Source organism: Marinobacter lutaoensis (assembly GCF_001981305.1).
GTDB lineage: Bacteria > Pseudomonadota > Gammaproteobacteria > Pseudomonadales > Oleiphilaceae > Marinobacter > Marinobacter lutaoensis.
In genome coordinates this window covers 475,159-499,081 of sequence record NZ_MSCW01000007.1, presented here as the reverse complement: position 1 = coordinate 499,081, position 23,923 = coordinate 475,159, and the positions used below count along the sequence as shown (strand labels likewise).

Sequence of the window (23,923 nt, the reverse complement as noted above, 5' to 3'; positions counted from 1 at the left end):
GGGCTGCGAGAGGAGAGACAAACGGGCAAGTCCAGTGCCTTGATGCGGCCTCAATGCTAGGATAGAGGCTTCACTCACCAATACATGGGGTTGTCTAGGTTCATGTCAGAATCCGACACTGCGTCCGCCGCCCGCGCGGCCGAATTTGAGCGTTGGGCGAACGTTTTCACGGCCCACCAAGCCTTCAGCCACCCCTCGGAACTGCATGGTCTCCTGTGCGGCCGTCTGGCCACCGGGGCTCGAATCGATGAAGCGGAGTGGCTGGCCATGGTGTGCGAGCATATGGGCCTTTCCGAACAGGCTGCCGAGGCGTCCTCGGATCTGGCGCCGTTCATGAATCAGGCGTACCAGAAAACCCTGGCCCTGCTGCAATCGGCCGATCTGAGTTTCCACCCACTGCTGCCGGACGACGACTACGCCCTGAACCAGCGCCTGGAAGCCCTGGTCGCCTGGGTCCGGGGTTTTCTCGACGGCATGGCACTGTCGGCCGGTGCCTCCCTTGGTCAGGCTCCGGAGGAGATCCGGGAGTTGATCGAGGACATGGTGGCGATCAGCCAACTGTCCGAGGATGAGGAGGCCGACGAGGACAGCGAGCATCAATTGCTGGAAATCACCGAGTATGTCCGCTTGGGCGCACTGGCCGTATTTACTGAGTTCAATCCGCCGGAGGCGCCGGCCGCCGATGGCCGGACCCTGCACTAACTAACGGGAACGGGCCGATACGGGAGACGCTATGTCATCGATGATACCCATCAAGGAATTTGCCGAAAGGCGCCGCAAGCTGATGGAACGCATGGCTCCGGACAGCATTGCCATTCTGCCGGGTGCGCCGGAACGGGTGCGCAACCGGGACGTGCTGCACCCGTTCCGCCAAGACAGCGACTTCCACTACCTCACCGGCTTTGCCGAGCCGGAGGCGGTGCTGGCGTTGATTCCGGGGCGGGCCCACGGCGAGGCGGTGCTGTTCTGTCGTGAGCGCAATCCGGAGAAGGAGCTCTGGGACGGTTACATCTGTGGTCCGGAAGGGGCGATTGAGCGCCACGGCCTGGATGACGCCTTCCCGATCTCGGACATCGACGACATCCTGCCGGGCATGATCGAGGGGCGCAGCCGGATCTACTATCCCCTGGGCCGGGATCCGGGTTTTGACCAGCGGGTGATGGAGTGGGTCAAAACTCTGCGCAGCAAGGTTCGCACCGGTGCCCACCCGCCGGGGGAATTCGTGGCGCTGGATCATCTGCTGCACGACCTCCGGCTGTACAAGAGTCCCGCCGAGATCCGGGTCATGGCCCGGGCCGGAAAAATCAGTGCCGAGGCGCACTGCAACGCCATGCGCCGGGCCCGCCGGGGCGGCTACGAGTATCACCTCGAGGCGGCACTGATCCACACCTTTATGGAGCATGGCGCCCGGGACACCGCCTATCCGTCCATCGTCGGCAGTGGCGCCAATGCCTGCATCCTGCACTACATTGAGAACCGAGCGCCGCTCCGGGACGGTGACCTGGTCCTGATCGACGCCGGTTGCGAGCTGGAGTGCTATGCCTCGGACATCACCCGGACATTCCCGGTCAACGGTCGCTTCAGCCCTGAACAGAAGGCGCTGTACGAGGTGGTGCTGGCGGCCCAGTACGCGGCGATCGATGCCGTGCGCCCGGGCAACCACTGGAACCATCCGCACGAGGCGGCCCTACGGGTGCTCACTCAGGGGCTGCTCGATCTCGGCCTGTTGTCCGGTTCGCTGGACGACGCCCTCGAGCAGGAAGCCTACAAGCCTTTTTACATGCACCGTACCGGGCATTGGCTGGGCCTGGATGTGCACGACGTCGGCGACTACAAGGTGGGCGATGCCTGGCGTCAGCTGGAGCCGGGCATGGTGCTGACGGTAGAGCCCGGGCTCTACATCGCCCCGAACAACACCGACGTGGATGCGAAGTGGCGGGGGATCGGCATCCGCATCGAGGACGACGTGGTGGTAACCCGCGACGGCTGCCGGGTGCTGACCGACGACGCGCCCAAGACCATCGCCGATATTGAAGCCCTGATGGCGGACGGATCGTGACCCCTGTCGAGACGGATCTGATCATCGCTGGTGGCGGCCTGGCCGGCGCCAGCCTGGCGCTGGCGGTATCCCGGCTGGTGCCGGAGCTGCGGGTGACCGTGGTGGAGAACCATCCACTGGCTCCGGATGCCGCACCGGACGACTACCAGCCCAGCTACGACGCCCGTTCCACCGCGCTGGCCTGGGGCTCCCGGCTGATCTTTGAGCAGCTGGGGCTGTGGCCGGCGTTGTCCGAACATGCCACACCGATCCGGCATATCCACGTGTCCGACCGGGGGCGTTTCGGCGCCACCCGCCTGCACGCCGAGGACCACCGACAGGATGCCTTGGGCTATGTCGCCGACAACCGCTGGATGGGCCTGTGTCTGGTCGCGGCTCTGCGGGAGACACCGGTGCGCTGGCTGGCGCCGGCCGAGGTGCGTGGGCTGGTGCCGGCCCCGACGGGCGTTGCCGTGACGGTCCGGCGCGAGGGCCGGGACCAGGTGGTCACCGGTCGCTGTCTGGTGGTGGCTGACGGTGGCCGCTCCGGCCTGCGGGAAACGCTGGGATTTCGCACCCGCACTGAGGACTATGGCCAGAACGCCCTGATCGCCAATGTCTCCACCTCGGAGCCGCACCGCTTTACCGCCTACGAGCGTTTCGACGAATCTGGCCCCATGGCCTTGTTGCCGCACGGCTCGCCGACACGGGCCGGGCATCAGTCGGCGTTGGTCTGGACCCTGGACGACCGCAATCTGGCGGAGGTACTGGCATTGCCCGATGACGACAAATGCCGCCGCCTTCAGGAACGCTTTGGCTGGCGGCTCGGGCGTTTCACCCGGATCGGGGCCTGCAGCCATTACCCGCTCAAGCTGGTGACGGTGGACGAACCGGTGCGCCCGGGGGTGGCCCTGATCGGAAACGCCGCCCATGCCCTGCATCCGGTGGCGGGTCAGGGCTTCAACCTGGCGCTGCGGGGCCTGATGACCCTGGTCGAACAGTTCCGCCGGGCGGTGGACCAGGGCCGGGACATCGGTGAGCTGTCGGTGCTGGCTGCCTACCAGCGCCAGCACCGACAGGACTGGCTGAAGACCGTGTACTTTTCCGACTCGTTGATCCGGCTGTTCGGTCCGGCTCCGGCGCCACTGGCCGGCGCCCGTGATGCCGGTCTGGTGGGACTGGACCTGCTGCCACCGGCCAAGCGCTGGTTCGTCCGCCAGGCCATGGGCCTGGGCGGCCGGCGCCCGTTCTTCGGAAACGCCGGCCGAACCGGCAGGGAGGTATACCATGACGACCGCTAGGGCCCTGACCGGCTCCGTCCGGGACACGGATTTCGACGTGATCGTCGTCGGTGCCGGCTTGGTGGGTTCGGCCCTGGCGCTCGGACTGGCGCAACAGGGCTGGCAGGTTGCACTGGTGGAAGGCGATACGCGGGCGTCGGTGCTGGCGGAACCGCCGCCGGCCCGTGATGTGTCGGATTTCGAGCCCAGGGTGAGCGCCCTCTCCCTGGCCAGCGAGGCCCTGTTGACAGCCCTGGGCGCCTGGTCCGGGGTACTGGCCGGACGCCACTGCCGGTATCAGGACATGGTGGTCTGGGACGGCGACGGCACGGGCCGCATCCACTTCAGCGCCGGAGATCTGCAAGCGCCGGCGCTGGGCACCCTGGTGGAGAACCGACACATCGTCCGGGCCCTGTGGCACGGCCTGCTCGGCTGCCGGACCCTGACCCTGCTGGACGGGGTACAGGTGGCTGGCTGGTCGTCATCCCAGGGGCTGACTCTGGCCGACGGTCGCCGGTTGACCGCCCGACTGGTGGTGGGGGCCGACGGGGCCCACTCCCGCCTGCGTCAGTGGGCTGGGTTGCCCACCCGAGAGTGGGACTACGACCAGGATGCCATTGTCTGTACCGTGCGCACCGTCCACCCGCACCGGATGACCGCCTGGCAGCGGTTTTCCGCCACTGGCCCGCTGGCGTTTCTGCCACTGGTCAGCGAGCAGGGGGATGATCGCTTCTGTTCGATCGTCTGGTCCCAGGATACCGACGCCGCCCGGCGTTTGATGGCGTTGCCGGACGAGGCCTTCCAGTGTGAACTGGAGCGGGCGTTCGAGTACACCCTGGGGCCGGTCGAGGCGGTGTCCCGGCGCTTTGCGTTCCCCTTGCGCCAGCGTCACGCCAAGGACTACGTCGCAGACGGTCTGGCGCTGGTGGGCGATGCCGCCCACACCATCCACCCGCTGGCGGGCCAGGGCGCTAACCTGGGGTATGGTGACGTCGGCGTGCTGCTGGACGAGCTGGCCCGAGCCCGGGAGTTGGGCCTGTCGCCCGCGGACCCGCTGCTGCTGGCCCGCTACCAGCGCCGCCGAAAAGGTGAAAACCTGGCCATGATGGCCACCATGGAAGGGTTCAAGCAGCTGTTCGCCCGCGACGAACTGCCGGTACGCTGGCTCCGCAACGCCGGGTTGCGCTGGCTGGACCGGCTCGGGCCGCTCAAGCACCGGCTGGCCGCCGAGGCCATGGGGCTGGGCAGCCCCTGGATTCCCCGATAACCCGCTGAACCGTCAGGAGAAGGAACCATGGCCGCAAGCAGTTTGCTGGCCCTGATTGATGACATCGCCACCCTGCTGGACGATGTTTCGCTGATGACCAAGGCCGCCACCAAGAAAACCGCCGGCGTGCTGGGGGATGATCTGGCACTCAATGCCCAGCAGGTGACCGGCGTGCGTGCGGCACGGGAGTTGCCGGTGGTCTGGGCGGTGGCCAAGGGATCCCTGGTGAACAAGGCGATTCTGGTACCGGCGGCCCTGGCGATCAGCGTGTTCGTACCCTGGCTGGTGACGCCGCTGCTGATGGTTGGCGGCGCCTTTCTATGTTACGAAGGGTTCGAAAAACTGGCCGGCCGTTGGCTGCATGCCGGGGAGAACGCCGCCCACCAGAGTGAGCTGAAACAGGCCCTGGCCCACCCGGAAACCGACCTGAGAACCCTGGAGCGGCAGAAGATCCGGGGCGCGGTGCGCACCGATTTCATCCTGTCGGCGGAAATCATCGCCATTACCCTGGGCACCGTCACCGGCGAGCCCTTGGTCGAACAGTTCCTGGTGCTGGCACTGGTGGCCCTGCTGATTACTGCGGGGGTGTATGGGTTGGTGGCCGGCATCGTCAAGCTGGATGACGGCGGCCTGTACCTGAGCCGCCGCGACAGTGCCCTGGCCCAGCGCCTGGGACGGGGTATTCTGTGGCTGGCCCCGTACCTGATGAAAACCCTGTCGGTGCTTGGCACAGCGGCAATGTTCCTGGTGGGCGGCGGCATCCTCAGCCACGGCCTGGCACCGGTGCACGAGGCAATCCAGCATTTGTCGGCGCCCCTGGAGGGCGCGGCGGGACTGGCTCAGACCCTGGGGAACGGGGTGTTCGGGGTGCTCGCCGGAGGCGGGTTGGTGCTGTTGCTGACGCCCCTGGGCCGGTGGTGGGCACGGCGTTCCGGTGCTGGCAAGCCCCAGGACGGTGGGTAACCGGGCACTAGCGGCAGGCGTCGAACAGCCGGCTCACCAGCACCGGCACCGCCGTTTCCACCCGCAGAATGCGGGGGCCCAGGTGCACCCCCTGACAACCGGCCTCTTCCAGCTTACCTACCTCATAGGGGGTGAATCCTCCCTCCGGACCGATGCACAGCAGCGCCGGTGCGTTGACATGCACCGGGCAGGGGGTGGCCGTGCCCGGGTGGGCCACCCAGCCTTGGCGACCGGCCAGCAGCCCGGGCAGTTCGTCCTCGACAAAGGGTTTGAAGCGCTGGCGGACCTGCACCCGGGGCATCACCGTGTCCCGGGCCTGCTCCAGCCCCAGCGTGAGGTTCTCCCGCAGGTGCGGTTCACTCAGCCAGGGGGTCTGCCAGAAGCTTTTTTCCACCTTGTAACTGTGGATCAGCCACAGGTCCTTGACCCCCAGGGAGGCGCAGGTTTGCAGCACCCGCCGGAACATTTTCGGCCGGGGCATGGCCAGTACCAGGGTCAGCGGCAGCGCGGGCGGGGGGAGCTGCGTCAGTTGCACCCGGAGCTCCGCCTCGGTGTCGCTCAGGCGCAGGACCTCGCCCATGCCCATGCGGCCGTTGACCCGGCCCACCGGAACCTGGTCGCCGGTACCGGCCTTGAGCACGGAACGCAGGTGTGCCAGGCGCCGGCCGGTCAGGCGGGCGCGGTCCTCGGCGATGAAGTCGTCGTCGAACAGCAGTGCCAGGTTCATTCGCCGGTCGGTTCCTCGGGCGCATCCTGGTGGATTTCACGGCGGGCCAGCCGGCTGAACAGGATGCCGATCTCGAACAGGATCCACATGGGCACCGCCAGCAGGGTCTGGGAGATGATGTCCGGCGGCGTCAGCAGCATGCCGATGACAAAGCAGGCCACCACCACATAGGGGCGCTTGGCGGCCAGGCTGTCCGGTGTAGTGGCCCCGGTAAGCACCAGCAGCACGGTGGCGATGGGTATCTCAAAAGCCACGCCGAAGGCGAAGAACATTTTCAGCACGAAGTTGAGGTAGCTGCTGATGTCCGGCAGCTCGACGATGCCTTCCGGGCCAATGGCGGTAAAGAAGCCGAACACCAGCGGGAACACCACATAGTAGGCAAAGGCGGCGCCGGCGTAGAACAGCAGCACCGAGGAAAACAGCAGCGGGAACGCCAGGCGCTTTTCATGGCGGTACAGGCCCGGTGCGACGAACCGCCAGAGCTGGTACAGAATGATCGGAATGGCGGCGAACACCGACACCACCAGCGCCAGTTTCAGCGGCGCGAAGAACGGGGAAGTGACATCGGTGGCGATCATGGTCTGACCCACCGGCAGCAGCGCCCGCAGCGGCTCGCTCAGCCACAGGTAGAGCTCGTTGGCGAAGGGATAGATGGCAGCGAAACAGACCACCACCGACAGCACCATTTTCAGCAGGCGGCTGCGCAACTCGAGCAGGTGCTCGATCAACGTCATTTCCTGGGATTCGGGAGCGCTGGGTGTGCCCTCGGAGTGCTGGGTCATGAACGGTGTTCCGGTGAGCCGGAGGGCGGCTCGTTGCTCTGGGGGGTATCCCGTGCCGGCTCGTCCGGCCCGGTGTCGGTGGCCTTGGGGGTGTCCGCAGCCGACGGCGTCCGGCGGGTGGCCGGGGCGGGCCGCGGCGGGCGGGTCTGCCCCTCGGGCAGGATCATGTGTTCGTACTTACGGGCTTCGGCCAGCGCGTCCTTGACGGTCTTCTGGACATCCTCCAGGCCCACGTCGCCGGCCTTGCGGAGCTCCTGGCGAAGTTCCTCGGCCTTGAGCTGGCGTTCCAGTTCCGAGCTGAACTGGTTGACCATCCGGCGCGCCATGCCAACCCAGCGCCCGGCCGCCCGCGCGGCCGTGGGCAGCCGCTCGGGGCCCAGCACCAGCAGGGCGATGACGGCACAGATCAGCAGCTCAAGAAAGCCGATATCGAACATTCAGACAGGGCCTCAGCCGTGGTTCTTTTCCTGGGGCTTGTCTTCCGCCGCAGCGGTGTCGGTGGCGGACTTGTTCTCCAGGTTGTCCGGTTTCGGCTTGGCCGGTGCCTCTTCTTCCTCGTTCATGGACTTCTTGAAGCCACGGATGGCACCGCCCAGGTCACTGCCGATGTTGCGCAGTTTCTTGGTTCCGAACAGCAGGATCACGATGCCGAGCACGATGAGAAGTTGCCAGATGCTGATACCCATTCGGGGGTCCTCGTTCAAGTGTGTCGATTCAGTGACATTGTACGCCACCGCAACCGCTTGGCGGAAACCCCGGCGTTGCCGGGACCGTCAGCGCGTTCGCGAGGCCTTTTCTTCCAGTCCCGACAGGTCGAAGCGCCGATCCAGCTCGGCCAGCACGTCGTCCGGTCCCAGGCCAAGGTGAGACAACATGACCAAGCTGTGAAACCAGAGATCAGCGGTTTCATAGACCAGATCGCGGCTTTCGCCGCTGCGTTCGGCGTCCTTCGCGGCCAGCAGGGTTTCGGTACACTCCTCGCCCACTTTTTCCAGGATCTTGTTCAGACCCTTGGCGTGCAGGCTGGCGACATAGGACTTTTCCGGGTCGGCGTTCTTGCGTGCTTCCAGCACCCGTGCCAGGCGTTCCAGTACATCACTCACGGGCAGCTCCTTCAGTGGTTACCGTAGATGGCGTCCGGGTCCTTGATGACCGGGTCCATGGTAACCCAGCGACCGTCCTGCAGGGACCGGTAAAAGCAGCTGCGCCGGCCGGTGTGACAGGCAATCCCGCCCTTTTGTTCGACCTTGAGCAGGATGACGTCCTCGTCGCAGTCCAGTCGGATGTCCTTCACCACCTGTTGGTGCCCGGACGTTTCCCCCTTGCGCCAGAGCGCGCCCCGGGAACGGGACCAGTAGACCGCCTGGCCTTCCTCGGCGGTCAGTCGGAGCGATTCCCGGTTCATCCAGGCCATCATCAGGACATCACCGGTTTCGGCGTCCTGGGCAATGGCGGGGATGAGACCATCGGCGTTCCAGCGGATGGCGTTCAACCAGTCAGGGGTGTCGACGTTAGCGGAGCTATCTTGCATTTCTGTGAATCCTGAATCCGTTTCGGTGAATTATCGCCCTGCCCGTAGCAGCAGGGCCGCGGCTCCGGCCATCAGGGCCCAGCTCCAGGCCGGTGCCTGGGCGAGCCAGAGGCGTGTTTCCGGTTCGCCGCCCAACAGGGCCGCGGCCAGCAGCACGGCTGCCAGGGTTGTTCGGCGCCAGCGCCGTTCCGAGCGTGCCTGCTGGGCTTCCAGGAACGCCAGAGTGGCCCGGCTGCGAGGGTCCGACGGCCCGGACTGACGCAGCTGCAACAGGGCATCATGCACCAGTTGTGGCATTTCCGGCGACTGCTCCAGCCACGAGGGCAGATGCGACTGCAGGCTCTTCAGCAGGCCGCCGGGGCCGATGCGCTTGCGCATCCAGTCTTCCAGGAACGGTTGCGCGGTGCTCCACAGGTCCAGTTCCGGGTACAGTTGCCGGCCCAGTCCCTCGACGTTGAGCAGGGTTTTCTGCAGCAACACCAGCTGCGGCTGCACCTCCATGTTGAAGCGTCGGGCGGTCTGGAACAACCTTAGCAGGAAGTGGCCGAAGGAAATGTCCTTGAGCGGGCGCTCGAAAATGGGTTCGCACACGGTACGGATGGCCGCCTCGAACTCGTTGACCCGGGTGTCCGGCGGAACCCAGCCGGACTGGATGTGCAGTTCCGCCACCTGTCGGTAGTCCCGGCGGAAAAACGCCAGCAGGTTCCGGGCCAGATAACTCTGGTCGTCCGGGGCCAGGGTACCGACGATGCCGAAGTCGACGGCAATGTAGCGCGGGTCGGCCGGGTTGCGTACGTCCACGAAGATGTTGCCCGGATGCATGTCGGCGTGGAAGAAACTGTCCCGGAAGACCTGGGTGAAGAAGATTTCCACCCCTTTTTCCGCCAGTACCTTCATGTTCACCCCGGCGGCCCGGAGCGCGTCGACATCGGCGATCGGGATGCCGTGGATGCGCTCCATCACCAGGACCGAGCGACGGGTGTAGTGCCAGTCGATCTGGGGGATGTAGATCAGCGGCGAACCTTCGAAATTGCGCCGCAGCTGGCTGGCATTGGCGGCTTCGCGCTGCAGGTCCAGTTCGTCGTGGATGGTGGCGTCGTAGTCGGCGACCACCTCCACCGGGCGCAGGCGCCGGCCCTCGGACCAGTAGCGTTCCAGCAGGCGGGCCAGCAGGTACATCAGCGACAGGTCTTGGTTGATCACCCGCTCAATGCCCGGGCGCAGGACCTTCACCACCACCTGCTGACCGTCGTGCAGGGTGGCGGCGTGGACCTGGGCCACCGAAGCCGAGGCCATGGGTTCGGCGGAGAACTCGGCGAACAGTTCCGACACCGGCTGGCCCAGGGCGCGTTCGATGATTTGCCGGGCGGTGTCGCCGGGGAACGGTGGGACCCGGTCCTGGAGCTGCTTGAGTGCCTCGGCCATGTCGTCTGGCAGCAGATCCCGCCGGGTCGACAGGATCTGCCCGAACTTGACGAACACCGGTCCCAGCTCCTCCAGTGCCCGCCGCAGCCGGTCACCGCGGCTGAGCCGGGGGCGTGGGAACAGGTGCCAGGGCGCGAGCAGGAACAGCAGCTTCAGTGGCACGGGCAGGTCCGCCACCGGCAGGAAGGTGTCGAGCCGGTAGCGACAGAATACCCAGGTAATGCGGAACAGGCGTCTGAGGCGGGTCACGGGGTCTCCGGCGTGTCTGTCGATCCGTGGTCTTCCAGGTGGCGCAGCCGGGCTTCCAGGCGCTCGGCGCGCAGGTGCAGGTCGTCGATGTCGGCGAAGCTGGCCTCCAGCTCACGCCGGCCGGGCAGAGCCCGGCGCTCCTCGTGGACGTATTCCTCGATGTTGGCGGTCATGGCCTGGGTGGCCTGGCGGCTCCATCGGACGGCATTGCGGATGCGCCGGCCAATGAAGTGGGCCGGTACATCGCCGAACTGGCGAGCCATGGCCGCCTCCCAGTCCGGATTGAGCCGGCGCAGGGCCCGCTGCAGCTGGTGTGCCAGAGCCATGTCGCCCTCGACCTCCAGCCGGCCGTCCTGGAACACCCGGTCATCGCCCAGAGCCAGGGCCGCGAGGGCCACCGGCCGGCCGCGCAGGGCCAGGGCCGGCGGTCCGGACGGCTGGCTACGGACCTGAACCGAGTCGGCCACCCACTCCAGAGCGTAGGTGAGTGACAGGGGCGCGGTGAGGCTGACCAGCACCGGCCCCGTCAGCGCCTGCCGCAGCGCCTCACGCCCGGCCGGGTCCAGCGCCAGGGCGCGGTTCAGGGCGGCCTCGACAATGGCGGTGGTGGCGGCGGTCAGGGTGGGACCGGGGAACATCAGGGCTTGATTCCCACGTGCAGGGCGACGATGCCGCCGGTCATATTGTAGTAGCGGCATTGCACCAGCCCGGCCGTTGCCATCATGCCCTTGAGGGTTTCCTGATCCGGGTGCATGCGGATGGACTCGGCCAGGTACTTGTAGCTTTCGCTGTCGCCGGCCACCAGCTGGCCCATCAGGGGCAGGGCGTTGAAGGAGTACAGGTCGTAGGCCTTGCTCAGCAGCGGGTTGGTGGGTTTGGAAAACTCCAGCACCATCAGCTTGCCGCCGGGTTTGAGCACCCGGGTCATGTCGCGCAGTGCCTGATCCTTGTCGGTGACGTTGCGCAGCCCGAAGGCAATGGACACGGCGTGAAAGCTGTTGTCCGGGAACGGCAGGTGTTCGGCGTCCGCCTGTACATATTCGATATTGCCAACATAGCCCCGGTCCACCAGGCGGCTCCGGCCTACCTGCAGCATGGAAGCGTTGATGTCCGCCAGCACCACCCGGCCACCGGGGCCGACCAGGTCCGAGAACTTCATGGTCAGGTCACCGGTGCCACCGGCGATGTCCAGCACTTGGTGGCCCGGGCGGACACCGGACAGCTCGATGGTGAAGCGCTTCCAGAGCCGGTGAATGCCCATCGACATGAGGTCGTTCATCAGGTCGTACTTGCTGGCCACGTTGTGGAAGACCTGCGCGACCTCCCGGGCCTTCTGGCTTTTCGGCACGTTGCGGAAGCCAAAATGGGTGATTTCTTCCTGGGCGCCTGAGGCGTTGTCCGGTTTGACGGGCGTCGGTTGCTCGCTCATGGCTGGTGTCCTGTCAGAATCTGAATCCCGTATTCTAACGGCTGCCGGGGTGGCGACAAGCTTATTCCCGCTTTACACTCTAAATCCGTTTCGTTGGGGAAGAGAAAACCGATCCATGGCCGTTATCGATGTCCACCGCAGCCACGCCCTGGATAAGGAGCATGCCCGCCAAGTCGCGGAGACCCTGGCCCAGGACCTGTCACGGCAGTTTGATGTGCAGTACCAGTGGGAGGGGGATGTGATGAGGTTCCGGCGCAGTGGCGTCAAGGGCGAACTGACCCTGACCTCGGATGACCTGCACGTCCGCCTGGAGTTGGGGCTGATGCTGCGCCCGTTCAAGCACCGGATCGAGCAGGAGATCCACAGTCAGCTGGATCAGGTACTGGGCGCCTGACCGGAATTAGCCCTGGGCCGCCGCCGGTAGGGCGGCGAAGCCGGGGATCCACTCCTTGCTGTCCAGGGTAATGAAGTGGCTGGGCGCTTTGGTCTCCACGATGCGCATGGTGGTCGGGCTCTGGCGCGCGCTCGCCAGCATCGCGGAGCGGTCCAGGATGCGGTCCACCGCGGGAATGAGAAAGGTGCCGTGGCGGATGTGCTGGTACACCGAGGTGTCGGTGCGGCTCATCCAGTCCATGATGTTCTCGATGTTGCGCACGATGGTCAGATGATCCTGGGTGGCCGAGAACAGTTTGCTCAGCAGCTGTTTCTTGCGCGGATTCATCTTGCCAAAGAAGGTTTGGCCGTAGGCGGAGTGGGGCGCGCTATTGATCAGCCGGATCAGCCAGGGCCACATGCCGTGGCTGATCGGCTCCAGCAGCATGGTCACCAGGGCGTGCAGCCGCCCCTGGGGCAGAACCGGGGCTTCCAGCACCACCTCGACCTGTTCGTAGAGTTCCGGGCGCTGGCGAATTGCCTCGAGAATCACGGCGCCGCCCCGGGAGTGGCCATGCACCCGGACATGCTCGGCGCTGGGCAGGTTGGCCAGCGCCTGGTTGAGGATGCAGGCGTCGTACTCGATGGTGCCTTCCAGATGCTTGATCGGAACTTCCCAGTCCGGGTTTTCCGGCGTCACGCCGTTGACCGGGATGTGGTAGTTGCTGCAGGTCAGCAGGATCAGCTCGGTGGTGGCTTCCTCGTAGGCCTGGGTGAAGTAGCAGTGGTTTTCCAGGAAACCGTGCACGGCAATGACGGTATGCAGGGCCTCGCCACTGTGGTTGCGCACCGAAACGGCGCCCTTGCCGACACGGTAAACCCGGCCGGAAAACATCTCCGAGTAGGCGCTCTCGATCGGCTTGATCAGCTTGCGAATGTGACTCGCTTTCATACTCAGCCCTCCCCGCCAGCACGTTTTTCGGTTTCTTGTTGGTCTCGTGGTGCTGGCCTGTCCCCGTTGTATCGCCATCGGGGCCGGCATGGATTGGCGCTGGATGCGCCGAATTCGCACATCCACAGCCAACCGGCAGCGGCAACGCCGGGGTCGTCTTTCGCCAGTATAAGGCTGAACCCCTGTTCACGTGTAACGTTTTGTAATCAGGGGTGGCCCGGCGTCATATGGAGCCCGCCGGGCTTGTCTGGCACAATGCCGAGTTCGGTTTCTACCTATCATCCGCTTTTCTGACCTCCGGGGACCTGCTGGTTTGAGTCAAGAGCCCTCGCATCTCATGCTGCCCGCGGATTCAGCCTGGCTGGCGCTGGAACGTCCGGAAAACCCGATGATCATTACGGTCATGCTGCGGGTTCAAGGGCTGACCGCACCGCGCTTCCGGGAGTTCCTCGCGGTGTACTGGAGCGCCTGGGAACGTTTCCGGTACCAGCCGGTGCGCCGGACCGCCGGCTGGTATTGGCAACGCGATCCCGACTTCGACCCCCTGCGCCATCTGGAGGTGGTGATCGACCGGTTCACTTCGGATCAGCTCCGGAGCTGGGTCTCGGCCCGCCTGAATGAACCACTGCCGTTGTTCCGGCCGTCGTGGAAGTTCTGGCTGGCGCCGAACGCCGAGGGGGGCGCCGCCCTGGTGTTGCGGATGCACCACTGCTATGCCGACGGTCTGTCCCTTCGGGGGCTGTTCGAGCGCCTGTGTCCGGCGTCGCCGCGCCAGCCGCCCGCGTTGTATGGCGCGCCCGAGCGGGACGGGTTCGGACGCTGGCTGGGGGCCGCCGAGGGCTGGCTGTCGTCGCTGGCCAGCGCGGTCGGCGACAACGTCGGTGACGGCGCGCTGGCAGAGGCCCTGGGGCGGGCCGGTCATACCCTGGGGCTGTGGCGCCGGGCCGGTGTGCGGCTGACCCACGACTTCACCGGTCTGCTGGTGGAAGCCGAGGACACCCCAAGCCCGCTGCGTCGCCCGCTGCTGGGGCGCCGGCAGTGCCACTGGTCGGCACCGGTGCCGCTGGCGCGACTCTGGGGCATCGCCCGCACCACCCGGACCGCCATCAACGACGTGCTGCTCAGCTGTGTCACCGCGGCGCTGGCCCCCCGGCTGGGTTTGACCCGCGGGGCGCGCCATCGAGCCTGTTTGCATGCGGCGGTGCCGGTGGATCTGAGGCAGCGCCTGCCCGCTGAGCTGTGCCCCGAACCGGGCAACCTGGGCAACGGTTTCGGTACGTTGTTCGTGCCGCTGCCGGTGGACGGCGAGTCGCCCCTGGAGCGGCTTTACCGGATCAAGCAGGAAACCCGGCGCCTGAAGGCCAGCACTCAACCCCTGGTGGCCTGGGGCCTGAGCGCCTGTGCCCCGCTGCTGCCGGACAGCCTGCGCTCGCCCATCGTCGACGCCTTCTGCCGCAAGGCGTCCCTGGTGGTTTCCAACGTGCCCGGCACCGCCGAGCCGCGCTATCTGGCCGGCTGCCGGGTGACCGAGCAGATGTTCTGGGTGCCGCAGGCCGGGGAGCAGGGGCTGGGGTTGGGAATCGTCAGCTACGCCGGCCAGGTGCAGTTCGGGGTGGTGGCGGACGAAGCCCTGAATCTGGAGCTGGAGGGTTTCCTCCAGGATTGCCTGCATGAACTGGACCGCCTGGAAGCGGGGGGGTAACCCTTGCCCGTCTTTCCACCGTCCCACCGTCTGTCACGCCGGGCCTGCGGGCGTGACTGTTCTGTGATATTTCCGCGATGGATTTTTTAACAAGGCGTGACCGGCTTGTGAGTCCTGATCGGGATACTGCTCCGTGTCGGGTGGGGCAACCACCCAATCTTGTGAATGACACGGAGAGACCATCATGAATGTGCTGAACCGGATGTGCGCGATTGTTTTGCTGAGCTGCTCGGCGAGCTTGGCCTTGGCGGACGACATGGGAATGGCCGATGACACCATGACACACCAGGGAATGTCTGACGACACCATGAAACACGAGGGAATGTCAGACGCGCCCATGAATCAGGGAATGGATGACATGAAGAAAGATGACATGGCCGATGACATGGGGCAGGGTATGAAAGAGGGGGCCATGTCCGATCCGGGCATGGATGCCATGAAGAAGGACACCATGTCCATGGATCAGGGAACCATGGACAAGGACACCATGAAGTAACGTCATTCGGAACGGGCCACCGGGGCCGGGGAGACCATGACACGAACCGTACTGATCATTGAGGACAATCCCGGTATCGGCGAGTTGGTACGTATGCAGGTGGTGGATCTGGGCCTGGAGCCTGTCCTGGTGGACAGCGGCGAGCAGGGGCTTGCCCGTTTTCGACGGGGCGGCATTGACCTGGTCATCCTCGATCTGATGTTGCCCGGCATGGACGGACTGGCGGTGTGCCGTGACATCCGCGCCGGCCAGGATTACGTGCCGGTGCTGATGCTCACCGCCAAAAGTACCGAGCTGGATCGGGTGTTGGGGCTTGAAATGGGGGCCGATGACTACCTCACCAAGCCGTTCAGCGTGGCTGAGCTGGCCGCCCGGATCAAGGCCCTGTTCCGGCGGGTGGACGCGCTCGCCGCCCGGGGGGCAACTGCGCCGGAAACCGAAGAGGTCGTCGTCGACGGGCTACGCATTGACCCGGTTCGACGGCGGGTCTTTGTCCGGGAGCAGGAAGTGGAACTGACCGCCCGGGAATTCGATCTGCTCTGGTATTTTGCCCGTCACCGGGGCCGGGTGTTCAGCCGGGCCCAGCTGCTGGACGCCGTCTGGGGTTACAACCACGACGGCTACGAACACACCGTGAACACCCACATCAACCGCCTCCGCAACAAGATCGAGGCCGATCCGGCCGATCCGCATTTCGTTCAGACGGTCTGGGGCGTCGGCTATCGGTTCATGGACTGACCCATGGCTCGACCGATGTTGCGAACACTGTACGGCCGCCTGGCACTGGCCCTCTTTCTGCTGCTGGTGACCGTCGGCGCGCTGTTTACCCTTCTGAGCCTGTATTCGGTGCGGGAGTACACCGCGGCGGTGAATCAGGCGCTCAACCGGGACCTGGCCCGGAACCTGGTGTCGGATCGCAATCTGGTGACCGACGGCCGGCTGAACCGGGACGCACTGAAAACGCTCTTCGAGCTGTATATGACCATCAATCCGAGCATCGAAATCTATTTGCTGGATGCCGATGGCCGTATCCTCTCCTACTCGGCGGACCCCGACAAGATCAAGCGCAAGCGGGTATCGCTGGGGCCGATCCGCGCACTTCTCAGCGATCCGACGGCGTTTCCCTTGCTCGGTGATGACCCCCGCAGTCATGATCGCCGGAAGGTGTTCTCGGTCACGCCGGTGCCATCCGAAGCCCACCCCACCGGTTACCTGTACGTGGTCCTGCGAGGCGAGGAATACGACCTGGCCGAAAGCATGGTCCACAGTCACCAGTTGTTGCAGATGGGGGCGGGCGCCCTGGCGGTGAGCCTGTTTGTCGGCCTGCTGGCGGGGTTGCTGTTTTTCCGCCTCCTGACCCGCCGGCTGTCCCGCCTGACCGAGCGGGTCGAGGCCTTCGAGGCAGACGTGGGAACGGCCGTATCCGCCGCCGGCGATGACGGCCCGGTGGCCGGGGACGACATCGATTACCTGTCCGCCCGGTTTGATCAGATGTCACAGCGCATTGTGGCCCAGCTGGAACTGCTGAAGGACAAGGATCACCAGCGTCGGCAGCTGGTGGCGCAGGTTTCCCATGACCTGCGCACCCCGCTGGCCTCGATCCAGGGCTACCTGGAAGCGTTGAAGCTGAAACAGGACAGCCTGCCCCCGGCCGAGCAGCGGCGTTTCGTTGCGGTTGCCCTGTCAGAGAGTCGCCGGCTGGCCCGGCTGGTGGACGAGTTGTTTGAGCTGGCGGCCCTGGAAGCCCGGGAGAAGCATGCACGGCCCGAACCGTTTGTGATGGCGGAACTGGTACACGATGTGGTTCAGAAACATCAGCCGGAGGCCGAGCGCGCGGGCGTCACCCTGCGCCTGGGGGACATGGCTCCGGTTCGGGCAATGGCGGACATCGCGCTGTGTGAGCGGGTTCTGGACAACCTGATTGGAAATGCCATCCGCCATTCTCCGCCGGGGAAGGCCGTGACATTGTCGGTCCGTGCCGACACTCCCGGTGTGAGTGTCTCCGTGCTGGACGACGGTCCCGGGATTGCGCCGGACCAGATGGATCACATTTTCGAGCCTTTCTTTCAAGGCAGCACCCGATCGCAGGCTGGCCACCATGCCGGACTGGGGCTGGCCATTGCCCAGCGGCTGGCCGGGCTTCAGGAGGGGCGTATTTCCGTCGCTAACCGGCCCGAGGGCGGTGCCGAGTTTCGGATCTGGTTGCCCGCGGCCGACAGGACGCCCCCCGGTGGGGAGACATGATCCGCGCCGTGATCGATTCGTGATAAACGAAGAACGGTTTTGTGAAACCTCAGCGGTAGCCTGATCGTATCGAATGATCAGAGGAGGTGTTTATGAAACGCGGAATGATAGCGGCGGCGCTCACCCTGATGGTGGCCCTCGCCGCGTCGGTAGGGGCCTTTCAGGCTTCAGCCGAAAAAGGTTCAGCTGCTGACACGGCGTTTGCGCCGGACAATCCGGATCTGGCCGTGGCGACCTTCGCCGGAGGCTGCTTCTGGTGCGTAGAAGCCGGGTTTGAGAAAATTCCCGGCGTGGTCGAGGCCGTGTCCGGCTACGCCGGTGGCCAAGTGGACCATCCCTCCTACGAGGCGGTTTCATCGGGCGGCACCGGCCATACCGAGTCCGTGCAGGTCTACTACGATCCCACGAAAATAACCTATGAGGGGTTGCTGCAGGGGTTCTGGAGAATGATGGATCCGACCGATGCCGATGGTCAGTTTGTGGATCGTGGCAAACAGTACCGGCCGGTGATTTTCTACCATAACGCGTCCCAGAAGCGGCAGGCCGAAGCGGCGAAGGCGAAGCTGCAGGCGTCCGGCCTCTATGACAAGCCGGTGGTGGTGGAGATTGCACCGCTGAAGACGTTCTGGCCTGCGGAGAAATACCACCAGGACTATTACAAGAAAAACCCCATCCGGTACCGCTTCTATACGTTCAATTCGGGTCGCTACCAGTTCATTGAGAGCGTGTATGGTGAAGACTACGAGCTGGACTTCTCCCGCTTCAAACCCGACACCGGGGACGCCCCGTCGGGCGGCATGGGATTCGATCCGGATACCTTCACCAAACCGGACGATCAGACGCTCCGGGAGACACTGACGGAGCTGCAGTACGAGGTGACCCAGGAGGAGGGCACAGAGCCGCCCTACGACAATCCCTACTGGAACAACAAGCGGGTGGGCCTGTACGTGGATATCGTTTCCGGTGAGCCCCTGTTCTCATCACGGGACAAATACTCATCCGGCACCGGCTGGCCCAGTTTCACCCGGCCCATTACACCGGATGCGGTGGTCGAGAGAACGGATGCGTCGTTCTTCATGACCCGCACCGAAATCCGCAGCCGGTACGCCGACTCCCACCTGGGTCACGTCTTTAATGACGGTCCCGCTCCCACCGGTTTGCGGTATTGCATGAACTCCGCGGCCATGCGTTTCATCCCGCTGGAGGATATGGCCGCCGAGGGCTATGGCCAGTACATCGACCGGGTGAGCGGCGGGCATTCAGGCGCCGGGGTAGCCGCGGATGAACACGCCGGTGACACCACGGAAGCCGAGCCGTCCGCTGTACCACCGGCTGGGCGCGGCTGAGGCCGGGGCTCAGCGCTTGAGGTACTGGCTGAAATCCACGTCGCCGGCGGAGAGGATGGCCTGCACCCGGTTGTGCACGCCCAGCTTGCGCAGGATGGCGGAGACATGGGCCTTCACGGTGGTTTCGGCGATGTTGAGGTTGTAAGCAATCTGCTTGTTGGATTCGCCCTTGGACATGCGCTCAAGCACCAGCAGCTGGCGCCGGGTCAGGGAATTGAGGGTTTCCGGAGAGATCGGGTGGTCCTCCGGCCGGCTCCGGCGCTGGGGGCTTTCCTTGCCGGTGCGGATGATGTCCGAGGGCAGGTAGACGTTGCCGTTGAGAATCTGCTGGATGGCCTCGGTCATCCGGGCCCGGGGCGAGGATTTGGTGATGAAACCGACCGCGCCATAGGTGATGGCCTGCAGCACCACCTGTTTGTCTTCCTCAGCGGATACAATCACCACCGGAATCGTCGGGGCTTCGTTGCGCAGCGTGATCAGCCCGTTCAGGCCGTGCATGCCGGGCATGTTCAGGTCCAGCAGGATCAGGTCGAGGTCATCGTGGGCCCGGGTGATGGCCAGAGCGCTGTCCAGGTCGTCGGTTTCCAGGATTTCGCTACCCTCAAAGCCTGAGGCAATGACGCTGATGATGGCCTCCCGGAACAGTGGGTGGTCATCGGCGATGAGGATTTTGTAGGCGGGCTCCATGTCCGTGTCTGCCTGTCGGTTGTCGGGACCGGGAACGGTTCTCCGGGTGTCGTCGCGCGTTTTCCGGGATTCCGCAGTCTCCAGCTCGTTCAGCATGGTGTCCTCCTCGATGGCGGTGGCCGGACCCCGCCCTTTATTCTTGTGATCGTTTCATTACACGCGATTGCGGCGACCGGTTGAATGCGACCATCGCAGTAAACAACCGGTACCAAAGTCGAATATCCGCCCGCCGGACGGCGGGCGGTGAGTGGCGGGATTCGGCTGGGAGGCTCAGTCCCAGGCGGGGAAGGGGTCGTTCAGGGTGCGCCAGAACGCCTGGCCGGCCAGCAGCTGCTCGTCGTCCAGCAGGCAGGCGTCGAGCGCGCGGGTGATGGCCTCTTGGTCGATGTTCTGGCCAATGAACACCAGCTCCTGGCGCATGTCGCCAAAAGGTTCTTCCCAGTTGGCGAGAATCGCCTCGCGGTATTCCGGATCCTGGGGCCACTGGTTGGTCGGCACGGCCTTCCAGAACAGTCCGGCGCAGCCGAACCGGGCCATACCGCCGGCCTGGCTCCAGTGGCCGGCGAATTCGGGGCGGGAGGCCAGCCAGAAATACCCCTTGGAGCGGATCAGCCGGCCGCGGGCGACCGGTTGGTGCAGGAACTCATGGAATTTCGCCGGGTGGAAGGGACGGCGCGCCCGATAGACAAAACTGGAAATGCCGTATTCCTCCGTTTCCGGAATGTGCTCGCCACGCATTTCCTTGAGCCAGCCCGGGGCCTGTTGGGCCCGCTCGAAGCTGAACCGTCCGGTATTCAGGACCCGGTCCAGGGGAACCTGGCCATTGCGGATCGGCACGATGTCCGCCTCGGTGTTGAGGCTGCGCAGCACCGCCTGGAGCCGTGCCAGTTCGGTTTCGCTGACCAGGTCGGTTTTGCTGATCAGCAACACGTCGGCGAACTCCACTTGGTCCACCAGCAGGTCCGACACGCTGCGCTCATCCTCCTCACCCAGGCTTTCCCCCGTCTCCTGCAGGGAGCGCGCGGCGTCGTAGTCACGCAGAAAATTGGCGGCATCCACCACGGTGACCATGGTGTCGAGCCGAGCGATGTCGGACAGGCTGGTGCCGTCCTCGTCGGCGAAGGTAAAGGTCTCCGCCACCGGCAGGGGTTCGGAGATGCCGGTGGATTCGATGACCAGGTAGTCGAAGCGGCCCTCGCGGGCCAGTCGCCGCACCTCCAGCAGCAGGTCCTCCCGCAGGGTGCAGCAGATGCAGCCGTTGCTCATTTCCACCAGCTTTTCTTCGGCCCGGTTCAGGCTGACTTCCTGCTGGACCTGGGCTGCGTCGATGTTGACCTCGCTCATGTCGTTGACAATGACGGCGATCCGTCGCCCTTCGCGGTTGTTGAGAATATGGTTCAGCACGGTGGTCTTGCCCGCGCCGAGGAATCCGGACAGCACGGTGACCGGCAGACGTTGATCGGCATTGGACATGGTTGGGCTCCTTGAACGAGACAGGTTGGGCGGTTGGCCCGGGGTTTACGGTAGAGATGTTATAACATAACATTTTGTTCGCGATGAGCGAAGCGTCTGCGCTCACGCACTCAAGGTTTTAGCGCGACATAATCAAGGAGCTTGCTGGATGGATGTTTTACCCAAACGCGGGGGTGGCCAGCGACGGGCCGCCGTGATGCCGCCACGTTCGTTTACCCGGGCCCTGATCCCGCTGGTGGTGCTGGCCGCGCCGGAGGTCCAGGGCGACGCACTGAACCCCGACGTCAGTGTTACGCTCGACGGCTACTACAAGCAGGAGGACACCGCCCTGTCGCACCGGGACAAGGGCTTTGGCCTGGGCCACACCGAGCTGACCCTGTCGGCGCCCATCGATGACCTGTTTTCTGGTCGCCTGACCACCGTGTACGAAGAGCACGAGGGCGAGAGCGAAGTGCAGGTGGAAGAAGCCTATCTGCAAACCAACGGCCTGCCGGCATCCCTGAGCGTCCGGGCCGGACGGTTCCTGTCACAAGTGGGCTATCTGAACGGCCGCCACCTCCACGAAGACGACTTCGTCGAGCGTCCGGCGGCCTACCGCGCCCTGCTGGGCAGCCACTACTACGACGACGGCGTCCGTCTCAATGCCCTCCTGCCCACCCCCTTCTTCTGGCAGGTGGGAGCCGAGGTATTCAGTGGCGCGTCCCTGTCGGAAGGCGACGAGGAACTGGGGGTGTTCACCCTCAACACCCGCGTCGGTGGGGACCTGTCGGTATCCCAGAGCTGGCAGCTGGGGCTGTCCTACCTGCGTAACCGTAACGCCGGGGTCGTCGAGGAAGACCACGACGAAGAGGGAGAGGAACATGAGCACAGCCATGCCGCCTCCTACACCGGCAGAAACCTCTACATCGCCGATGCGGTCTGGAAGTGGGCGCCCAACGGCAATGCCAGGGAGCAGCAGCTGACCCTGAGTGGCGAGTACCTCTACGCCGACGACCTGAACCGGTACGCCACTTCGGACGACACCCACGAGGGTTGGTACCTGTCCGGGGTATACCGCTTCGCGCCGCAGTGGTCTGCCGGCCTTCGCTACGGTGAAGTGGACCTGCGCCAAGCCCATGACGATCATTTCCACGACCAGAGTCTGGACGAGACGGAAGTGATGCTGGCCTGGTCCCACTCCCACTTCTCCACCCTGCGGCTGCAGTACACCCACCAGGATGGCAACGGTTTCGACAACGCCGATGATACCGTAACGGTGCAGTACGTGATGTCGCTGGGCGCGCATGGCGCGCACGGGTTCTGAGCGTGCGCACCGCCGCCGTGGTTATGGCCCTGCTGGCCGGTCTGCTGGCGCAGCCGGCCCGGGCCGAGTTTCACGTCTTCGCCTGTGAACCGGAGTGGGCGGCGCTGGTGCGGGCATGGTTGCCCGAGGCTGACATTACGACCGCCACCCATTACCTGCAGGATCCTCACTACATCGAGGCGCGTCCCAGTCTGATTGCCAAGCTGCGCCGGGCCGATCTGGCGGTGTGCACAGGGGCCTCACTGGAGGCGGGCTGGCTGCCGACCCTGCTACAACGTGCGGCCAATCCGGCCATCCAGGTCGGTCGACCGGGCCTGTTCCTGGCGGCCGAGCAGGTCGAACTGCGGGATGCTCACCGCCCTGTTGACCGCAGCATGGGGGACGTGCATCCGGAGGGTAACCCCCACGTGCACCTGGCGCCGGACCGGTTGCCACGCATTGCCGAGGCCCTGATGGAACGGCTGCGCCAGCTCCGCCCGGATCTGTCCTCCCAGTTGTTCGTACGTTACCTGCGCTGGCGGGGGGCCTGGAACCAGCAGCGCGAGGTCTGGCGACAGGCGGCGGAACGCCTGCGCGGACACTCGGTAGTGGTTCAGCACGGCAGCTTCCGCTACCTGCTGGACTGGCTGGGGGTGGAGGCGGTTCTGGATCTGGAACCCAAACCCGGGCTGCCGCCCAGCGCCGCGCACCTGCAACAGCTGCTGGCGGCTCCGGAACTGGGCCCGGCCGATGCCATTCTGGTGGCCAGCCACCAGGATCCCCGGCCGGCGCAATGGTTGTCTGAGCAGACCGGCAAGCCGGTGCGGGTTCTGCCGGGCACGGTAACCGACGATGCCGCGACGGACACCCTGGCCGAGCTCATCTCGACCATCGTCGCGGCGCTGCTGGATCCGTCCGGGGAGGGCGCCGTTGACCAGCCTTGACTGGTTGCTCCCGCCTCTGCTTGGCAGCATCCTGCTGTGTCTGCTGCTGGTGCCCCTGGGCTACCAGGTCATTGCCCGGGGCGTCCTCTTCGCCGACCTGGCGATCGCCCAGTGGGCTTCGCTGGGGGCGCTGGCCGGTCGCTACCTCGGTTGGGATCCGGCTCTGGCCGGGGCTCCGGTCAGCAGCCTGGGGCTGGCGTTGCTGGCCGCAGGCGCGGTTCACTGGACCCTCCGCCTGCCCGGTGCCACCCGGGAGGCGGCCATTGGGGTGCTCTATGTCGTGGGCGCCAGCCTGGCCGTACTGGTGGTCAGCGGCGACCCCCACGGAGCCCAGGTTCTGCACCGGGCGGTGTCCGGCGACCTGCTGTGGGCGGAGTGGCCGGTGCTGTCAGCGTTGTCCGTCCTGGCCCTGCTGATGGCGCTGTTGTCCTGGCGCCGGCGCGGCTGGTCCGCCGGTGCCGGTTTCCTGCCGGTGTTCGCGCTGGCGGTCACCTATTCGGTGGCCCTGGCGGGCCTGTATGTGGTGTTCGCCACCCTGATCATCACTCCTTGGGTGCAGGGCCGGCTCCAGGGCCGCGGTCCGGCGCTGGCCATGGCTGCGGCCCTGGCCGGCCACGCCGGTGGTCTCGGCCTGTCGGTGCTGGCGGATGTGCCGGCGGGCCCGGCGGTGGTGGTGACCACCCTGGTGGCGGCCCTGGCCATGTGGTTCCCGGCCCGGCGCCGGGCCTGACCGG

The 23,923-nt window shown here is 65.4% G+C and carries 26 protein-coding genes; 14 read left to right on the top strand and 12 right to left on the bottom strand.

Annotated features, from left to right (window positions below; genetic code table 11):
* Positions 1–102 precede the first annotated feature (102 nt).
* The 5 genes from BTO32_RS11950 to BTO32_RS11930 are packed head-to-tail and all read left to right on the top strand — an operon-like array spanning position 103 to position 5,548.
* On the top strand, positions 103–702 hold the full coding sequence (locus BTO32_RS11950) for a UPF0149 family protein (RefSeq protein WP_076724846.1): 600 nt from the start codon (positions 103–105) through the stop codon (positions 700–702).
* A gap of 31 nt (positions 703–733) precedes the next feature.
* Entirely contained in the window at positions 734–2,059 is a 1,326-nt protein-coding gene (pepP, locus tag BTO32_RS11945; RefSeq protein ID WP_076724845.1) for a Xaa-Pro aminopeptidase, read from the top strand.
* Complete coding sequence (gene ubiH / locus BTO32_RS11940) at positions 2,056–3,339, top strand: 2-octaprenyl-6-methoxyphenyl hydroxylase (protein WP_076724844.1); 1,284 nt, start codon at positions 2,056–2,058, stop codon at positions 3,337–3,339. The genes pepP and ubiH overlap by 4 nt, the downstream gene beginning before the upstream one ends.
* Positions 3,326–4,585 (top strand): UbiH/UbiF/VisC/COQ6 family ubiquinone biosynthesis hydroxylase, encoded by a 1,260-nt coding sequence (locus tag BTO32_RS11935; RefSeq protein WP_175618662.1) that lies wholly within the window; start codon positions 3,326–3,328, stop codon positions 4,583–4,585. The genes ubiH and BTO32_RS11935 overlap by 14 nt, the downstream gene beginning before the upstream one ends.
* Before the next feature lie 27 nt (positions 4,586–4,612).
* Complete coding sequence (locus tag BTO32_RS11930) at positions 4,613–5,548, top strand: DUF808 domain-containing protein (RefSeq protein WP_076724843.1); 936 nt, start codon at positions 4,613–4,615, stop codon at positions 5,546–5,548.
* 7 nt (positions 5,549–5,555) lie between these two features.
* Here BTO32_RS11930 and BTO32_RS11925 read toward each other — a convergent pair whose 3' ends face one another.
* The 9 genes from BTO32_RS11925 to ubiE form a co-directional block, all read right to left on the bottom strand.
* Positions 5,556–6,275 carry a 16S rRNA (uracil(1498)-N(3))-methyltransferase gene (locus BTO32_RS11925; RefSeq protein WP_076724842.1) on the bottom strand — a complete coding sequence of 240 codons (720 nt, stop codon included), beginning with the start codon at positions 6,273–6,275 and terminating at the stop codon, positions 5,556–5,558.
* A complete protein-coding gene (gene tatC, locus BTO32_RS11920; protein WP_076724841.1) occupies positions 6,272–7,057 on the bottom strand; it encodes a twin-arginine translocase subunit TatC in 786 nt (261 codons plus the stop codon). The genes BTO32_RS11925 and tatC overlap by 4 nt, the downstream gene beginning before the upstream one ends.
* Positions 7,054–7,494, bottom strand: coding sequence for a Sec-independent protein translocase protein TatB (gene tatB / locus BTO32_RS11915; RefSeq protein ID WP_076724840.1), 441 nt, complete (start codon positions 7,492–7,494; stop codon positions 7,054–7,056). Before tatB ends, tatC begins: the two co-directional genes overlap by 4 nt.
* 12 nt (positions 7,495–7,506) lie before the next feature.
* The gene (gene tatA, locus BTO32_RS11910; protein WP_076724839.1) at positions 7,507–7,743 is read right to left on the bottom strand and encodes a Sec-independent protein translocase subunit TatA; all 237 of its coding nucleotides are present in this window, start codon (positions 7,741–7,743) and stop codon (positions 7,507–7,509) included.
* Positions 7,744–7,830: 87 nt separating this feature from the next.
* Complete coding sequence (locus BTO32_RS11905) at positions 7,831–8,160, bottom strand: phosphoribosyl-ATP diphosphatase (RefSeq protein WP_076724838.1); 330 nt, start codon at positions 8,158–8,160, stop codon at positions 7,831–7,833.
* An 11-nt stretch (positions 8,161–8,171) separates the two neighbouring features.
* Positions 8,172–8,588, bottom strand: coding sequence for a phosphoribosyl-AMP cyclohydrolase (gene hisI, locus BTO32_RS11900; protein WP_076724837.1), 417 nt, complete (start codon positions 8,586–8,588; stop codon positions 8,172–8,174).
* 30 nt (positions 8,589–8,618) lie between these two features.
* Positions 8,619–10,262, bottom strand: a complete 1,644-nt coding sequence (gene ubiB, locus BTO32_RS11895; protein WP_076724836.1) for a ubiquinone biosynthesis regulatory protein kinase UbiB — start codon at positions 10,260–10,262, stop codon at positions 8,619–8,621.
* Positions 10,259–10,900, bottom strand: a complete 642-nt coding sequence (locus tag BTO32_RS11890) for a ubiquinone biosynthesis accessory factor UbiJ (protein ID WP_076724835.1) — start codon at positions 10,898–10,900, stop codon at positions 10,259–10,261. Before BTO32_RS11890 ends, ubiB begins: the two co-directional genes overlap by 4 nt.
* On the bottom strand, positions 10,900–11,691 hold the full coding sequence (ubiE, locus tag BTO32_RS11885) for a bifunctional demethylmenaquinone methyltransferase/2-methoxy-6-polyprenyl-1,4-benzoquinol methylase UbiE (RefSeq protein WP_076724834.1): 792 nt from the start codon (positions 11,689–11,691) through the stop codon (positions 10,900–10,902). Before ubiE ends, BTO32_RS11890 begins: the two co-directional genes overlap by 1 nt.
* Before the next feature lie 115 nt (positions 11,692–11,806).
* On the opposite strand from ubiE, the gene BTO32_RS11880 reads away from it, so the two are divergent.
* Positions 11,807–12,085: a polyhydroxyalkanoic acid system family protein gene (locus BTO32_RS11880; RefSeq protein ID WP_076724833.1), complete on the top strand. Its 279-nt coding sequence runs from the start codon at positions 11,807–11,809 to the stop codon at positions 12,083–12,085.
* Positions 12,086–12,091: 6 nt separating this feature from the next.
* On the opposite strand, the gene BTO32_RS11875 is transcribed toward BTO32_RS11880, so the two are convergent.
* Complete coding sequence (locus BTO32_RS11875; RefSeq protein WP_076724832.1) at positions 12,092–13,015, bottom strand: alpha/beta fold hydrolase; 924 nt, start codon at positions 13,013–13,015, stop codon at positions 12,092–12,094.
* Positions 13,016–13,352: 337 nt separating this feature from the next.
* Between BTO32_RS11875 and BTO32_RS11870 the strand changes: the two genes are divergently transcribed.
* From BTO32_RS11870 to msrB, 5 genes are all read left to right on the top strand, one after another.
* On the top strand, positions 13,353–14,717 hold the full coding sequence (locus BTO32_RS11870; RefSeq protein WP_084206839.1) for a WS/DGAT domain-containing protein: 1,365 nt from the start codon (positions 13,353–13,355) through the stop codon (positions 14,715–14,717).
* Positions 14,718–14,901: 184 nt separating this feature from the next.
* Positions 14,902–15,213 carry a hypothetical protein gene (locus BTO32_RS11865; protein WP_076724830.1) on the top strand — a complete coding sequence of 104 codons (312 nt, stop codon included), beginning with the start codon at positions 14,902–14,904 and terminating at the stop codon, positions 15,211–15,213.
* A gap of 36 nt (positions 15,214–15,249) precedes the next feature.
* Positions 15,250–15,951, top strand: a complete 702-nt coding sequence (locus tag BTO32_RS11860; protein ID WP_076724829.1) for a response regulator transcription factor — start codon at positions 15,250–15,252, stop codon at positions 15,949–15,951.
* A 3-nt stretch (positions 15,952–15,954) separates the two neighbouring features.
* Positions 15,955–17,457: a sensor histidine kinase gene (locus BTO32_RS11855; RefSeq protein ID WP_076724828.1), complete on the top strand. Its 1,503-nt coding sequence runs from the start codon at positions 15,955–15,957 to the stop codon at positions 17,455–17,457.
* Between the two features lie 92 nt (positions 17,458–17,549).
* On the top strand, positions 17,550–18,803 hold the full coding sequence (gene msrB / locus BTO32_RS11850) for a peptide-methionine (R)-S-oxide reductase MsrB (RefSeq protein ID WP_084206838.1): 1,254 nt from the start codon (positions 17,550–17,552) through the stop codon (positions 18,801–18,803).
* 9 nt (positions 18,804–18,812) lie between these two features.
* On the opposite strand, the gene BTO32_RS11845 is transcribed toward msrB, so the two are convergent.
* Together BTO32_RS11845 and zigA are read right to left on the bottom strand one after the other, a co-directional pair.
* Positions 18,813–19,490: a response regulator gene (locus tag BTO32_RS11845; RefSeq protein ID WP_076725095.1), complete on the bottom strand. Its 678-nt coding sequence runs from the start codon at positions 19,488–19,490 to the stop codon at positions 18,813–18,815.
* Positions 19,491–19,760: 270 nt separating this feature from the next.
* A complete protein-coding gene (gene zigA, locus BTO32_RS11840) occupies positions 19,761–20,963 on the bottom strand; it encodes a zinc metallochaperone GTPase ZigA (protein WP_076724827.1) in 1,203 nt (400 codons plus the stop codon).
* A gap of 148 nt (positions 20,964–21,111) precedes the next feature.
* On the opposite strand from zigA, the gene BTO32_RS11835 reads away from it, so the two are divergent.
* The 3 genes from BTO32_RS11835 to BTO32_RS11825 are packed head-to-tail and all read left to right on the top strand — an operon-like array spanning position 21,112 to position 23,919.
* Entirely contained in the window at positions 21,112–22,266 is a 1,155-nt protein-coding gene (locus tag BTO32_RS11835) for a hypothetical protein (RefSeq protein WP_245820322.1), read from the top strand.
* 2 nt (positions 22,267–22,268) lie between these two features.
* Positions 22,269–23,189, top strand: a complete 921-nt coding sequence (locus tag BTO32_RS11830) for a metal ABC transporter solute-binding protein, Zn/Mn family (RefSeq protein WP_245820321.1) — start codon at positions 22,269–22,271, stop codon at positions 23,187–23,189.
* Complete coding sequence (locus BTO32_RS11825) at positions 23,176–23,919, top strand: ABC transporter (protein ID WP_076724826.1); 744 nt, start codon at positions 23,176–23,178, stop codon at positions 23,917–23,919. Before BTO32_RS11830 ends, BTO32_RS11825 begins: the two co-directional genes overlap by 14 nt.
* Positions 23,920–23,923: the final 4 nt, after the last annotated feature.

Coding starts and splice junctions, on each gene's coding strand:
- BTO32_RS11950 (WP_076724846.1), top strand. CDS start 103: ATGTCAGAATCCGACACTGCGTCCGCCGCCCGCGCGGCCGAATTTGAG.
- pepP (WP_076724845.1), top strand. CDS start 734: ATGTCATCGATGATACCCATCAAGGAATTTGCCGAAAGGCGCCGCAAG.
- BTO32_RS11935 (WP_175618662.1), top strand. CDS start 3,326: ATGACGACCGCTAGGGCCCTGACCGGCTCCGTCCGGGACACGGATTTC.
- BTO32_RS11930 (WP_076724843.1), top strand. CDS start 4,613: ATGGCCGCAAGCAGTTTGCTGGCCCTGATTGATGACATCGCCACCCTG.
- BTO32_RS11925 (WP_076724842.1), bottom strand. CDS start 6,275: ATGAACCTGGCACTGCTGTTCGACGACGACTTCATCGCCGAGGACCGC.
- tatC (WP_076724841.1), bottom strand. CDS start 7,057: ATGACCCAGCACTCCGAGGGCACACCCAGCGCTCCCGAATCCCAGGAA.
- tatB (WP_076724840.1), bottom strand. CDS start 7,494: ATGTTCGATATCGGCTTTCTTGAGCTGCTGATCTGTGCCGTCATCGCC.
- tatA (WP_076724839.1), bottom strand. CDS start 7,743: ATGGGTATCAGCATCTGGCAACTTCTCATCGTGCTCGGCATCGTGATC.
- hisI (WP_076724837.1), bottom strand. CDS start 8,588: ATGCAAGATAGCTCCGCTAACGTCGACACCCCTGACTGGTTGAACGCC.
- BTO32_RS11890 (WP_076724835.1), bottom strand. CDS start 10,900: ATGTTCCCCGGTCCCACCCTGACCGCCGCCACCACCGCCATTGTCGAG.
- ubiE (WP_076724834.1), bottom strand. CDS start 11,691: ATGAGCGAGCAACCGACGCCCGTCAAACCGGACAACGCCTCAGGCGCC.
- BTO32_RS11880 (WP_076724833.1), top strand. CDS start 11,807: ATGGCCGTTATCGATGTCCACCGCAGCCACGCCCTGGATAAGGAGCAT.
- BTO32_RS11875 (WP_076724832.1), bottom strand. CDS start 13,015: ATGAAAGCGAGTCACATTCGCAAGCTGATCAAGCCGATCGAGAGCGCC.
- BTO32_RS11870 (WP_084206839.1), top strand. CDS start 13,353: ATGCTGCCCGCGGATTCAGCCTGGCTGGCGCTGGAACGTCCGGAAAAC.
- BTO32_RS11865 (WP_076724830.1), top strand. CDS start 14,902: ATGAATGTGCTGAACCGGATGTGCGCGATTGTTTTGCTGAGCTGCTCG.
- BTO32_RS11860 (WP_076724829.1), top strand. CDS start 15,250: ATGACACGAACCGTACTGATCATTGAGGACAATCCCGGTATCGGCGAG.
- BTO32_RS11855 (WP_076724828.1), top strand. CDS start 15,955: ATGGCTCGACCGATGTTGCGAACACTGTACGGCCGCCTGGCACTGGCC.
- msrB (WP_084206838.1), top strand. CDS start 17,550: ATGAAACGCGGAATGATAGCGGCGGCGCTCACCCTGATGGTGGCCCTC.
- BTO32_RS11845 (WP_076725095.1), bottom strand. CDS start 19,490: ATGGAGCCCGCCTACAAAATCCTCATCGCCGATGACCACCCACTGTTC.
- zigA (WP_076724827.1), bottom strand. CDS start 20,963: ATGTCCAATGCCGATCAACGTCTGCCGGTCACCGTGCTGTCCGGATTC.
- BTO32_RS11835 (WP_245820322.1), top strand. CDS start 21,112: ATGGATGTTTTACCCAAACGCGGGGGTGGCCAGCGACGGGCCGCCGTG.